General features: G+C 61.2%; 11 protein-coding genes. 10 read left to right on the top strand and 1 reads right to left on the bottom strand.

The window, feature by feature from the left end; genetic code table 11:
- The first annotated feature begins 27 nt into the window (after positions 1-27).
- The 10 genes from BLU64_RS10005 (at position 28) to BLU64_RS10050 (ending at position 12,298) form a co-directional block, all read left to right on the top strand.
- Positions 28-1,344, top strand: coding sequence for an aspartate aminotransferase family protein (locus BLU64_RS10005; protein ID WP_026743841.1), 1,317 nt, complete (start codon positions 28-30; stop codon positions 1,342-1,344).
- A 259-nt stretch (positions 1,345-1,603) separates the two neighbouring features.
- Positions 1,604-2,437, top strand: a complete 834-nt coding sequence (locus tag BLU64_RS10010; protein ID WP_074728568.1) for an ABC transporter ATP-binding protein — start codon at positions 1,604-1,606, stop codon at positions 2,435-2,437.
- Positions 2,427-3,308 (top strand): ABC transporter permease, encoded by an 882-nt coding sequence (locus BLU64_RS10015; protein WP_074728570.1) that lies wholly within the window; start codon positions 2,427-2,429, stop codon positions 3,306-3,308. The genes BLU64_RS10010 and BLU64_RS10015 overlap by 11 nt, the downstream gene beginning before the upstream one ends.
- On the top strand, positions 3,305-4,399 hold the full coding sequence (locus tag BLU64_RS10020; RefSeq protein WP_074728572.1) for an ABC transporter permease: 1,095 nt from the start codon (positions 3,305-3,307) through the stop codon (positions 4,397-4,399). The genes BLU64_RS10015 and BLU64_RS10020 overlap by 4 nt, the downstream gene beginning before the upstream one ends.
- A 47-nt stretch (positions 4,400-4,446) precedes the next feature.
- The gene (locus BLU64_RS10025) at positions 4,447-5,454 is read left to right on the top strand and encodes an ABC transporter substrate-binding protein (protein WP_074728574.1); all 1,008 of its coding nucleotides are present in this window, start codon (positions 4,447-4,449) and stop codon (positions 5,452-5,454) included.
- A gap of 70 nt (positions 5,455-5,524) precedes the next feature.
- Positions 5,525-6,220 carry a TetR/AcrR family transcriptional regulator gene (locus tag BLU64_RS10030; protein WP_244888421.1) on the top strand — a complete coding sequence of 232 codons (696 nt, stop codon included), beginning with the start codon at positions 5,525-5,527 and terminating at the stop codon, positions 6,218-6,220.
- Positions 6,221-6,709: 489 nt separating this feature from the next.
- Positions 6,710-8,134 carry an NAD(P)-dependent oxidoreductase gene (locus BLU64_RS10035; protein WP_026743847.1) on the top strand — a complete coding sequence of 475 codons (1,425 nt, stop codon included), beginning with the start codon at positions 6,710-6,712 and terminating at the stop codon, positions 8,132-8,134.
- Positions 8,127-9,434 (top strand): NAD-dependent dihydropyrimidine dehydrogenase subunit PreA, encoded by a 1,308-nt coding sequence (gene preA, locus BLU64_RS10040; protein WP_074728576.1) that lies wholly within the window; start codon positions 8,127-8,129, stop codon positions 9,432-9,434. Before BLU64_RS10035 ends, preA begins: the two co-directional genes overlap by 8 nt.
- Before the next feature lie 84 nt (positions 9,435-9,518).
- Positions 9,519-10,970: a dihydropyrimidinase gene (gene hydA / locus BLU64_RS10045; RefSeq protein ID WP_074728578.1), complete on the top strand. Its 1,452-nt coding sequence runs from the start codon at positions 9,519-9,521 to the stop codon at positions 10,968-10,970.
- A 44-nt stretch (positions 10,971-11,014) separates the two neighbouring features.
- Positions 11,015-12,298, top strand: a complete 1,284-nt coding sequence (locus BLU64_RS10050; RefSeq protein ID WP_074728580.1) for a Zn-dependent hydrolase — start codon at positions 11,015-11,017, stop codon at positions 12,296-12,298.
- 151 nt (positions 12,299-12,449) lie between these two features.
- Here the strand turns inward: BLU64_RS10050 and BLU64_RS10055 are convergent, their stop codons facing one another.
- A complete protein-coding gene (locus tag BLU64_RS10055) occupies positions 12,450-13,706 on the bottom strand; it encodes a valine--pyruvate transaminase (protein WP_074728582.1) in 1,257 nt (418 codons plus the stop codon).
- Positions 13,707-13,884 lie beyond the last annotated feature (178 nt).

Here is a 13,884-nt window from a genome sequence, read left to right on the forward strand (position 1 = left end):
AAAAGGGTCGCAGAGGAGGATACGAAGATGACTGCACCATCAAACGCCACGGTCCGTCAGCTCGACAGACAGTATGTTTTTCACTCCTGGTCGGCGCAGGGCGGCTTAAACCCGCTGGTGATTGCGGGCGGCGAGGGCTGCCGCCTGTGGGATTACGACGGGAAGACCTACCTGGATTTCAGCAGTCAGCTGGTGAATACCAATATCGGCGCTCAGCATCCAAAAGTCGTGGCCGCCATCAAAGCGCAGGCGGATCAGCTGACGACGATTGCGCCCGCGACGGCCAATCTGGCACGCGGCGAGGCGGCGAAACGCATTGTCTCGCTGGCGCCGGAGAACTTCAGCAAGGTGTTCTTCACCAACGCGGGTGCCGACGCCAATGAGAACGCCATTCGTATGGCACGTCTGTTCACAGGAAGGGACAAGATTCTTTCCAGCTACCGTTCCTATCACGGCAACACCGGCAGCGCGATTGGCGCCACCGGCGACTGGCGGCGGTTGCCGAACGACTATTTCCGCGGCCATATCCACTTTTTCACGCCGTACCTGTACCGCAGCGAGTTTCACGCCACCACCGAGGAAGAGGAGTGCCAGGCGGCGCTGCATCACCTGCGCCGAATTATCGAGTGCGAAGGCCCCGGCACCATCGCCGCCATTCTGCTGGAAACCATCCCCGGCACGGCGGGAATTTTGATGCCGCCGCCGGGCTATCTGGCGGGCGTGTCCGCACTGGCGCGCGAGTTCGGCATCCTCCTGATTATGGATGAGGTGATGGCCGGGTTCGGTCGTACCGGTCGCTGGTTTACCTTCGACCACTACGGCATCACGCCGGATCTGATCACCTTCGCCAAGGGCGTGAACTCCGGCTATGTGCCTGCGGGCGGGGTGATCATTTCCGATCCGATCGCTCATTTCTTCGATGACAGAGTGTTTCCCGGCGGGCTGACCTACTCCGGGCATCCGCTGGCGATGGCGGCGATTGTCGCAACGTTGGACGCGATGGTGGAAGAAGGCATTGTCGATAACGCCGCGCAGGTGGGCGAAACCGTGCTGGCACCAGGATTGCGCCATCTGGCGGAAAAATACGATATCGTCGGCGAAACGCGCGGAAAAGGCGTGTTCCACGCGCTGGAATTGGTGACCGATCCGATAGCCAAAACGCCGATGCCCGCCGACAAAATGGCGCAGCTCAAGGCCGACCTGTACGCGCGCGGCTTGCTCGGTTTTCTGGCTGAAAACCGCGTACACGTTGTGCCGCCGTGCGTGGTGACGGCCAACGAGGCCCGGCAGGGGCTGGCGATTATTGACGACGCGCTCGCCGCACTGACCGCAACCCTCGACTGATCTCTACCGCTTATCCCGCTGCTGCGTCGCAGCGGGGTATTCCGGCTTCCCGCACCGTGTTCTCTTGCTCTATATCAACGCAAATGTGCCGCTATTTGCACCAATTTAGCCATAAATTATCGATATATTGCCGACAACGTCAGCAATCCTGCGTGTTTCGTAAGGTTATCCGGCGTGGAGAGATAATGGCACGGAAATCGCATGCATTCGCAGTGGAAAAGCTAACCACCCGGTCAACATTGCCAGAGGGAGAACCGCCATGAGCCAATTTCTGTCCGCTGAGGAACCCTCCGTTTTGACGCTGAAGTCCGCGACGGCCAGACCCGCCGTGGTGGTGCGCGACGCCAACATCATCTATCCCTCGGTCGATCGGCCAGTGCATGCGCTAAAAGATATCAATCTGACCATCCGGCAAGGCGAGTTTGTGTCGTTTATCGGGCCGTCCGGCTGTGGGAAAACCACGTTGCTGCGCGCCATCGCCGATCTGGAACCGTTGACTTCCGGCGAAGTGCGGGTCAACGACATGACGCCTTCCGAGGCGCGGCAGGCAGGCGCCTACGGCTACGTGTTCCAGTCGCCGGTGCTGCTGCCCTGGCGCACGGTGCTGGCGAATGTAATGCTGCCGCTGCAAATCCAGGGACGTCCGCCCGTCCAGAGCGAGGCCATCGCGCTTGAACAGCTGGCGCGGGTCGGGCTGGCGGGTTTCGAGAAGAAATTTCCGTGGCAGTTGTCCGGCGGGATGCAGCAGCGCGTCTCCATCGCCCGCGCGTTAGGGTTCTCACCGCAGATCCTGATGATGGATGAGCCGTTCGGCGCGCTGGACGAACTGACGCGCGACAACCTCAACCAGCAGCTACAGCAGCTGTGGTACGCCGAACAGCGCACGATGGTCTTCGTTACCCACTCGATCGCGGAAGCGGTCTATCTCTCTACCCGCATCGTCGTGATGTCGCCGCGTCCCGGCCGCATCGTCAACGTGCTGACGTCGCCGCTGCCGCCTGAGCGAGATCTGTCGCTGCGCGACACGCCTGAATTTATTCGTCTGGCGCAAGAGGTGCGGGAAGCGTTGGTGGAGGGGCACCATGAACATTAACGCGTTGCGTTATCACGCGCTGCCGATAGGCGTGGTTCTGGTCGCCGCCGTGATCAGCTGGTATCTGCTCGCCATCGTCCTCAATGCGCCGGGCGCGATTGAACGCACGCTGGCGCCGAAGGGCGACTGGGTCTGGCGCGATCTGGTGAGCGTCACGTTGTCCATGTCGCGTCCGGTGCTGCCCGCACCGCATCAAATCATCGCGGATATCTGGACCAGCCTGACGCGCTGGCCGGTCACTTCGCCGCGCAACCTGCTGCTCCACACCTGGGTCACGGCCAGCGCCGCGCTGACCGGCTTTGCGATGGGGATCGTGCTGGGCATGGTGCTTGCGGTGTGTATCGTCCACTCCCGTACGCTCGATAAAGCGCTGCTGCCGTGGATTGTGGCGTCGCAAACCGTGCCCGTGCTGGCCATCGCGCCCATCGTGCTGATTATTTTGGGCAGCATGGGGATGACGGGACTGCTGCCGAAAGCCGTCATCGCCATGTACCTGTGCTTTTTCCCGGTGACGATCGCCGCCGTTCAGGGACTGCGGTCGCCGCAGAAAATGGAGATGGAGCTGGTGCGCACCTATGCCGCCAGCCGGGTCGACACCTTTTGGATGGTGCGGCTGCCGTCGTCGCTGCCGTATTTGTTTCCCGCCTTTCGCGTCGCCATTGCCAGCGGGCTGGTGGGTACGATGGTCGCCGAGCTGCCGACCGGCGCGCAGGCCGGACTGGGCGCACGTTTGCTGACCGGTTCTTACTACGGCAACACCATCCAGATCTGGTCGGCGCTGGTCATGGCGTCTTTGCTAGGACTGGCGCTGACGGCGTTGGTCGGCCAGACAGAGCGTCTGGTGATGACGTCGCGCAAGGGGGGACGATGAAAGCCAAAGCGATATCAGGCGTGGTGATGCTGGTCGCCGCGCTGACGATGGTGCTGTTGGCGTTCAGTCAATGGCTGATGACCGGCGATGTCGCCGACCGTTACCTTCTGCTCGGCGTGATCGTGTTTGCGCTGACTGGCGTGCTGCTGGGACTTTCTCCGTCATCGTCGCTGTGGCGCTGGCTGCTGCTGATGGTGCCTGTCGAGGGCGCGGCGGGCTGGCTTATCGTCCAAGGCGGCGGCGGTGCCGCCTACTGGCTTGCGCTGACGGCGGTCGCGTTGCTGGCGTGTTTAAGCGTACAGCGGCTGGCGGGCGTCAGCGACGTCGCCCTACCGTCCAGTCTGGTGGCGACGCTGTTTGGCCTGTGGGTGCTCTACTTCTGGCAACTGCTGGTGACCGTATTCGCCGTGCCGCAGGTGCTGCTGCCCACGCCGCTGGATATTGCGCGTGCGCTGTATGAGGGCGCGGATCTGCTGGCGGGCGACGTGATGCAGACGGTAGTGAAATCGGTGCTGATTGGCTATGCGCTGGGCTGCGGACTGGGTTTCCTCGTCGCCCTGATGATCGACCGGCTGCCGTTTTTACAACGCGGGCTGCTGCCGCTGGCCAATCTGACCAGCACTATTCCGCTGGTGGGCGTTGCGCCTATCGCCGTGATGTGGTTCGGCTTCGACTGGCCTTCGAAGGCGGCGGTGATCGTGCTGGTGACGTTCTTCCCGGCGCTGGTCAGCACACTGGCGGGGCTGCAGGCCAGCGGGAAAATGGAGCGTGAGCTGATGTATTGCTACGCCGCGAGTCCGCGTCAGACGCTGTTTTCATTGCGTTTGCCCGCCGCGCTGCCGTTCATTTTCGGCGCGCTGAAGGTGAATGCCACGCTGGCGCTGATCAGTGCGATTGTGGCGGAATTTTTCGGCTCGCCGACGGCCGGACTGGGGTTCCGCATCTCGACGGAGGCGGCGCGCATGCATATGGCGACCGTTTGGGCGGCGATTGTCGTGGCGTCGGTCGTCGGGTCGCTGGCGTATGCTCTGCTGGTCAGGCTGGAGAAAAAAATCAATTTCTGGCACCCCGCCGTACGCGGTATGTCGTAGTCGCGGTGCGGCCGCTGTGTGTTCACTTAACGCTGAGGATACCTCTGATGATCAAACGTTCTGCTATTCGTCGTGGACTGTGGTTGACCGCATTGTCTCTATGCGGCTGTTTGTCGGCGTATGCCGCCGAGAAAGTCACGCTCCAGCTGAAGTGGGTGCCGCAGGCGCAGTTTGCGGGTTACTACGTTGCGCAGGAGAAGGGCTACTACCAGGATGAAGGGCTGGATGTGGTCATCAAAGCCGGCGGTACGGATATCTCGCCGGTGCAGGTGATCGCCGGCAAGTCGGCGGACGTGATCGTCAACTGGATGCCGGATGCGCTGGCGGCGCGTGAAGCGGGCGTGCCGCTGGTCAACATCGCGCAGATATTCGACCGCTCCGGCATGATGCTGACCTGCAAAAAATCGAGCGGCGTGAGCACGCCGGCCGATCTAAAGGGGAAAACGCTGGGCGTCTGGTTCGGCGGCAACGAGTACCCGTTCTTTAACTGGATGAACAAGCTGGGCTACAAGCCCGATGTGGATATCAAGGTCCTGAAACAAGGGTTTAATGTCGATCCGCTGCTGCAAAATCAGGCGGCCTGCATTTCCACCATGAACTATAACGAGTACGGGCAGCTGATTGACGCGGGCATGAAACCGGACGATCTGGTCACGTTCCCGTATGAGGATCAGGGCGTTTCCACGCTGGAGGATGGCCTGTACGTACTGGGACCGAGCCTCGGCGATCCGGCGTTCGTCGCCAAAATGGCCAAATTCCTGAAGGCATCGTACCAGGGCTGGAACTACGCGGTATCTCATCCGCAGGAAGCGGCGGAGATTATCGTCGAGCAGGATGCGTCGGGCGCGGCCACGGTAGAAGCGCAACAGCGTCAGATGGAGAACGTCGCCAAGCTGATCACGCATGCCAACACACCGCAAATCGGCTACCTCGACCCGGCGGCCTATCGCCGTACGGTGGACGTGCTGCTCAACAGCGGCGGCACGCCGGTCATCAAAAAAGATCCGGGCGATGCCGCCATGAGCCATGTCGTGTGGGACGCCGCGGCGAAATAGCGAAGGTGACTCAGGACGGATTGTCGCCGCCAGGGATGGCGGTCGTTGCAGTATAGCCGTGGGAACGTGAATGATGTGGAACAGTAAAGTGTCAGACGAACACACCTCCTCGCGTCCGATAGGGTCGCGAATCGCCGAACGCGGCGAAGACACGGAAAAAGGGCGCATCCGGCAGGATAATGAGGCCATCATTTTGCAGGCGGCGGAGCGGATCTTCGCGCGCTTTGGCTTCAAAGGGGCCACGATGTCGCTGATTGCCGAGGCGGCGGGTTTGCCCAAGGCCAACCTGCACTACTACTTCGGCAACAAAGAAACGCTGTATGACAGAGTGCTGGATGGCACGCTGCATGACTGGCTGGCGCCGTTGGATGATTTTCACCCGCAGGCCGATCCGAAAACGGCGATTGAACACTACATAATTCATAAGATTCGCTTTAGTTTTGAACATCCCGAGGCGTCGCGGCTGTTCGCCAACGAAATCTTGCAGGGCGCACCGAGGGTGCAGGCGCGTTTGCAGACGGAGCTGCGCCAGTTGGTGGACGAGAAAGCGGCGGTGCTGGAAGGCTGGATCGCCGCCGGGCGTATGAAGTCGCTGGATGCCCGTCACTTCTTTTTCTCCGTCTGGTCGATGACGCAGACCTACGCGGATTTCTCGGTGCAGATCGCCGCCGTGATGGGCGAAAACGTGGGATCTGCCGCCGCGCAGCAGCGCGCCACCGATCATGTGCTGAGCTGCGTATTTCGCATCTGCGGGCTGGAGGCCTAGTGCTGTCCTTCTTTTGCAGCAGTTTTGCAGATTAAAAACACTTCGCTGAATACCCTGTGCTGGACGGGTCGATGCGTTGCCGTCAACCTGTCGTTATTTTCCACGAACATCGCTTTTTGTAACCTTCCCACGCTCTTCGTTTAATTGCCCCCCCCGAAAGATCGTAGTTGACCACTTTTGCTGCAAAAAAGGGGGTAAATGCACCAAATAGAGACGATCAAGTCGCCATCGTGAAAAGTTATGGCTTGATAACCCCTTGTTTTGCACGGATTAGCCTCTTGGGCAAAAGCTGGCACATAAATCGCATCATTTATTTAGAAAACCTAACCAGTTGGTCAGGATTTATTCTCGCGCCGTGGCGCGCCAGCGACGCCGCTCTGTTCTCTCAAGGGTCATGACGATCACGAGGCAACCCGGCGATAGCGCGCGCCAGCTTAGAACATTGCACGCCCCTGTTTCCGACAGGGATTGGACAGAGGAGTTCGACGCATGAAAAACCAGACCCCTGTGGGGGTAAATACCCCCGGCATCCGAGCTGAACGGCTCAGGCGGGAGGAGTACGCTCGCCAGTTTGGCGACAGCGCACCGCCGCTGACCGCCACTCAGGCCGTGATTGAAGCGGACCGCTGTTACTACTGCTTCGACGCGCCCTGCACGCGCTCATGTCCGGCGGATATCGACGTACCGAGTTTCATTCACCGCATCGCGCAGGACAACGTGCGTGGGGCCGCCGAGGCCATTTTGCGTGAGAACGTGCTGGGCGGCATGTGCGCCCGGGTCTGTCCGACGGAGACGCTGTGCGAACAGGCATGCGTGCGCCACGATCAGGACGGCAAACCGGTGAAAATCGGTCTGCTGCAACGCTTCGCGACCGACGCCTACTTCGCCAATCCGGGGCGGCCGCTATTTATGCGCGCCGCCGCCACTGGCAAAAAAGTCGCGGTGGTGGGGGCGGGACCGGCCGGATTGACCGTCGCCCATCGGCTGGCGGTGAGCGGTCATCACGTGGTGATCTTCGACGCCCGGCCCAAACCCGGCGGCCTGAACGAATACGGGTTGGCGGCGTACAAGACGACCGACGACTTCGCCCAGAAAGAGATCGCCTGGCTGCTGTCCGTCGGCGGCATTGAGCTGCGTCTCGGCCAGCGGCTGGGTCGCGACATGACGCTGGAGCAGCTGCGCGCCGGGTTCGATGCGGTGTTCCTTGGCATGGGGCTTGCGGGCGTTAATGCGCTGGGTATCCAAGAAACGCCGCTGTCTGGCGTGCGGGAAGCGGTCGACTTTATTGCGGAGCTGCGTCAGGCCGCCGATTTCAGCCGGGTGCCCGTTGGCCGTGAGGTGGTGGTGATTGGCGGCGGGATGACCGCCGTCGATGCGGCGGTGCAGGCCAAAAAGCTGGGCGCTCGCGAGGTCACGCTGGTCTACCGCCGCAGCGAGGCGGAGATGAAAGCCTCGCCCCACGAACAGGCGTGGGCCAAACAGTGCGGCGTCACCCTGCGTTTCTGGTCTGCGCCGCAGGCTATCCACGGTGAAAACGGCGTGGTGACGGGCGTGTCGTTCACCGTGATGCAACGGGAAGACGGCAAGCTCGTCGCCAGCGGGGAAACCTATACGCTGCCCGCGGACATGGTCCTGAAGGCGATCGGGCAGACCTACGACCCGGCGCCCGCCGGTGACGCTATTCGGCTCATAGATCGGCGCATCGCGACGGATGACGCGGGGCGAACGTCCCTACCGGGCGTCTGGGCGGGCGGCGACTGCTGCGCGGGCGGACTGGATCTGACGGTGGATGCGGTACGGCAGGGCAAAATCGCCGCCCGCGATATCGATTTGGCCTTAACCGTGTCGGGGCGCCAGGTCGTCAACGACGCATCGATTTCTGTATTGCTGGACCGGGGGTGCGCGCATGGCTGATCTCAGTACCGAATTCCTGGGCATCAAAAGCCCGAATCCTTTCTGGCTGGCGTCCGCGCCGCCGACGGACAAAGAGTACAACGTGGCGCGGGCGTTCGAAGCCGGCTGGGGCGGCGTGGTGTGGAAAACGCTGGGTATCGACCCGCATGTGGTCAACGTCAGCGGCCCGCGCTACGGCACCTTGCTGGGGGCCGACCGGCGGGTGCTCGGCCTGAATAACATCGAGCTGATCACCGATCGCTCGCTGCACGTCAATCTGGAAGAGATCGCCCGTGTGAAGCGCAACTGGCCGGATCGCGCCGTGATTGTGTCGATTATGGTGCCGTGCGAAGAAGCGTCCTGGAAATATATCCTGCCGCTGGTGGAGCAAACCGGCGCAGACGGCATTGAGCTGAACTTCGGTTGCCCGCACGGCATGAGCGAGCGCGGCATGGGGGCCGCGGTGGGGCAGGTGCCGGAGTACATCGAGCAGGTGACGCGTTGGTGCAAGCAGTACTGTAGCCTGCCGACCCTCGTCAAACTGACGCCCAACATTACCGATATCCGCTATCCGGCTCGCGCGGCCCGGCGCGGCGGCGCTGATGCGGTATCGTTGATTAATACCATCAATTCGGTGATAGGGGTGGACCTCGATCAGATGAGTATTCACCCCAACACCGGCGGCAAAGGCTCACACGGCGGCTATTGCGGCCCGGCGGTAAAGCCGATTGCGCTCAACATGGTGGCGGAAATCGCCCGCGATCCGGACACCGTGGGATTACCCCTCTCCGGCATCGGCGGCATTTCCACCTGGCGCGACGCCGCCGAATTCATCTCGCTGGGCTGCGGCACGGTGCAGGTGTGTACGGCGGTCATGGTGCACGGCTTCCCAATCGTGCGCGACATGATCAACGGGTTAAGCCACTTCATGGATGAGAAGGGCTACCGCACGCTGGAGGACTTCCGCGGACGCGCCGTGAGCAGCGTCACGGACTGGCGCTATCTCAATTTGAACCACGTCGACAAGGCGGTGATTGATCAGTCGAAGTGCATCAAGTGCGGGCGCTGCCATCTGGCCTGTGAAGATACCTCCCATCAGGCCATCACCCACACGAAAGAGGGCGAACGCCATTTTGAAGTCAAAGAGGCAGACTGCGTGGGCTGCAACCTGTGCGTCTCTATTTGTCCGGTGGAAGGGTGCATCACGCTGCGCAGCCTGGCGCCCGGCGAGGTGGATGAGCGAACCGGCCACGTCGTCAGCGAGCAATACGCCAACTGGACCACGCATCCCAATAATCCGATGGCGACCGAGGCGCTCTGACCCGCCGCGCGCGTTTTCATCACTGACGGTGGCGGCTTCCGCGGCGAGCGGGTGCGATCACCGGCGAAAAAGAGGGAGATAACGATGAGTCACACTCTGTTGATTAAAGGCGGCACCGTCGTCAATGCCGACCGCCAGTTCCGCGCCGACGTCCTGTGCGTCGACGGCGTGATTGCGGCCGTGGGCGATGCGGCCCAATTCGATGTGCCGGCGGGTGCCGAGGTGGTGGACGCTGGCGGCCTGTACGTCATGCCGGGGGGCATCGACCCGCATACGCACATGAATTTCCCATTTATGGGCACCGTCACGGTGGATGATTTTTACAGCGGCACGGCGGCGGCGCTGGCGGGCGGTACGACCACCATCATCGACTTTGTGATCCCGAATCCCCAACAGTCGCTGATGGAAGCCTACCGTCAGTGGCGCGGCTGGGCGGAAAAATCGGCGGCCGACTATAGCTTCCACGTGGCGATCACCTGGTGGGACGAAAGCGTGCGCCGGGATATGGGTACGCTGGTGCGGGAAGAGGGCGTGAACAGCTTCAAGCACTTTATGGCCTATAAGAACGCCATCATGTGCGACGACGAAACGTTGATGAACAGTTTTCGCCGCGCGCTGGAACTGGGGGCGATGCCGACGGTGCACGCCGAAAACGGCGAGATGGTGCATCTGTTGCAACAGCAGGTCTTGTCGCAAGGGATTGTCGGGCCGGAAGGACACCCTCTGTCGCGACCGCCGGAGGTCGAGGGTGAAGCCGCCAATCGCGCTATTACCATCGCCAACGTGCTGGGCGTGCCGATTTACGTGGTGCATGTTTCCTGCCAGGAGTCGGCGGAGGTCATTGCCCGCGCCCGCGCACGAGGTCAGCGGGTCTACGGCGAGGTGCTGGCCGGTCACCTGACGATCGACGACAGCGTGTACCGCGACCCGGACATTCGCAAGGCGGCGGCGCACGTCATGAGTCCGCCGTTTCGCCCCAAAGGCCACCAGGAGGCGCTGTGGCGCGGCTTGCAATCCGGCCAACTGCACACGACGGCGACGGATCACTGTACGTTTTGCGCCAGCCAGAAAGCGGCGGACGGCGGCGATTTTACCAAGATCCCCAACGGCTGCGGCGGCGTGGAAGAGCGTATGGCGGTGGTGTGGGACGGCGGTGTTAACAGCGGGCGTCTGACGCCCAGCGAATTCGTGGCCGTCACCTCCGCCAACACCGCGCGGCTGTTCAATCTCTATCCGCGTAAAGGCTGTGTGACGACGGGCGCGGATGCCGATCTGGTGCTGTGGGACCCGAACGGCAGCAAAACGCTCTCCGCCAAGACCCATCACTCCCGCAACGATTTCAACGTGTTTGAAGGGCGCACGGTGACCGGGATACCGGCGTACACCATCAGCCAGGGCGTTGTGGTCTGGGCCGATGGCGACCTGCGGGCGCAGGAAGGGGCCGGTCGTTACATCAAGCGTCCGGCATTGGGTCCGGACTTCAGCGCGGCCGCCGCATGGGAAAAAGCCCGCGCGCCGCAGAGCGTTCAGCGCTAACGGCTGAACAGAAACAGTGAAGCATTGACCGTGAGGAAGCGACGATGAGTAATGACATATTTACGGTAGCGGACACCGTGACGACGGCCGACATGCGGGTCAACGGCGAACGCCTGTGGGAATCATTGATGGAACTGGCGCAGATTGGCGCAACCCCGAAAGGCGGCGTGTGCCGTCTGACGCTGACCGACCTCGACCGGCAAGGCCGCGATCTGCTGGTGAGCTGGGGCAAGGACGCCGGACTGTCGGTGGTGGTGGATAACATCGGCAACGTCTTTATGCGCCGTCCCGGACGCAATAACGCGCTGCCGCCGATTGTCGCCGGCAGCCATATCGATACTCAGCCGACCGGCGGCAAGTTCGACGGCAACTTCGGCGTGCTGTCTGCGCTGGAGGTCATTCGCACGCTGAACGATCAGAAAATTGAAACCGAAGCGCCGGTCGAGGTGGTGTCCTGGACCAACGAAGAAGGCTCCCGCTTCGTGCCGGTCATGATGGGGTCAGGGGTGTTTGCCGGGGTATTCCCGCTGGAATACGCTTATGCCGCCACGGACGTGGACGGCAAGACGGTCAAGGACGAGCTGGAGAAAATCGGCTACGTCGGGCCGCAAACGCCGGGCGATCATCCCATCGGCGCCTACTTTGAAGCGCATATCGAACAGGGGCCGATTCTTGAGGATCAAGACATCGACATCGGCGTCGTGCAGGCGGTGCTGGGGATTCGCTGGTATGACTGCGTGGTGACGGGCATGGAGTCTCACGCGGGGCCGACGCCGATGGCGATGCGCAAAGATGCGTTGCAGGTTGCCACGCGCATCATGCAGGAGGTGATCAACATCGCCGACCGCTTCTCGCCACACGGCCGCGGCACGGTCGGGATGGTGCAGGTGCATCCCAACAGCCGTAATGTGGTGCCCGGCAGCGTGAAGTTTTCCATCGATTTCCGCAATATTGACGATGCATCGGTGGCGCAGATGGATGAGGCGCTAAAAGCCTATATCGAGAGCCTGATGACGGAAACCGGTCTGGATATTCAGCTGACGCAGGTCTCGGATTATCCCGCCGCGCCGTTCCATCCGGAATGTAAAGACGCGGTACGGCGTGCGGCGCAGGCGCTGGGCTATTCGCATATGGATATCGTGTCCGGCGCGGGCCACGACGCGGTTTACATGAGTATGCTGGCGCCGACGGGCATGATTTTCATCCCGTGCAAGGACGGTATCAGCCACAACGAAATCGAATACTCTTCGCCTGAGCAGGTGACGGCGGGCGCTAATGTGCTCTTGCATGCGGTGCTGGAGACGGCGGGCGTTGCAGGGCGCGGTTAAGCGTCGGCGCGGCATAAAAGATTCAGCCCACGGCGGCGAGAGCCTGTGGGCTGAACGGGCGCCTGGATGGCGAGTATATGCGAACGTGCTCTGCAATACGCGTGATGACGCACGTGACGCAACCCGGCGACAGCGCCGAGCGCGCGCGTATTTACACCACCGTTTCCTGCATGGCGCGTTCTACTTCTTCCGCCAGAACCGCGATCCCCTGCTCAATCTTCTCCGGCTCCGGCACATAGTTCATGCGCAGACACTGGTAAGCGTGCGGCCACTCCTGCGCCAGTCCGGGGAAGAAGTGGTGGCCGGGAACCATCAACACGCCGCGTTGCTTCAATCTCTGATACAGCGACTCGGTGGTGATGGGCAAATCTTTGAACCACAGCCACAGGAAAATCGCCCCTTCCGGCTTGTGGATCAGACAGCGATCCTCCGGCAGATAACGGCGGATAATCTCGATGGTGTGCTTAACGCGCTGTTGATAAAACGGACGCACGACGTCGTTAGACAGTCTTAGCAGGTCGCCGCGCTGGATCATTTCATGCGCGATGGCGGGGCCGATAGAGCCGGGCGCCAGGTTGATGATGCCGTTCATATTGCTCATCGCTTCAATCACCTCTTCGGCCGCGATGACGATACCGCAGCGCGAGCCGGGCAGGCCCAGTTTGGAGAGGCTCATGCACAGAATGATATTCTGGTTCCATAGCGGCGTGGCGTCGCTGAAGATGATGCCGGGAAACGGGACGCCGTAGGCGTTGTCGATAATCAGCGGGATTTCATGCTGGCGGGCCATCGCGTCCAACTGACGCAGTTCGTCGTCGGTCAGCACATTGCCGGTCGGGTTGGTCGGGCGTGAGACGCAGATCGCCCCAATATCGTCGGTAATATGCAGCTGTTCGAAATCGACGTGGTATTTGAACTGGCCTTCCGGCAGCAGCTCTATCTGCGGGCGCACTGAGACGAACATGTCTTCGTCCAGGCCGGAATCGGCGTAGCCGATATACTCCGGCGCCAGCGGAAACATCACCTTGCTGCGGCTGCCGTCGCTTTTTTGTCCGCCAAAGAGATTAAATAAGTGGAAAAATGCACTCTGACTGCCATTTGTCAGAGCAATATTCTGTGGGCCTATCTCCCACCCCAACGTCTCGCGCAGCAGGTCGGCCAGCGCATTCAGGAACGTATCTTTTCCCTGCGGGCCATCATAGTTGCATAGCGCATCGGTCAGTCTGCCCTGTTCCAGCAGGTCGCCGCACAGGGATTTGAAGTAGTCATCCATGGCCGGAATATGTGCGGGGTTTCCGCCGCCAAGCATGATGGCGCCGGGCGTGCGCAGCCCATTGTTCAGGTCGTCCATCAGTTGAGTAATACCGGAGCGGCGGGTGAATTTGTTGCCAAAGACGGAAAAGTTCATAGCTTGTCAATAAATGCTGAAACACGAATGAGGCCGCCACCTTACCCCGTGTATTATCCCGGTGCAACGCGGGATGCATATCGCTTTCTTCGTTTATTCCAGTGATATTTCTTATGGCAGCATAAAATATCGTCGCGTTTAATTTAGCTTTGTGGTCGTTCCTGAGTGTGATGCTGGA

Source organism: Lonsdalea quercina (genome assembly GCF_900107885.1).
GTDB lineage: Bacteria > Pseudomonadota > Gammaproteobacteria > Enterobacterales > Enterobacteriaceae > Lonsdalea > Lonsdalea quercina.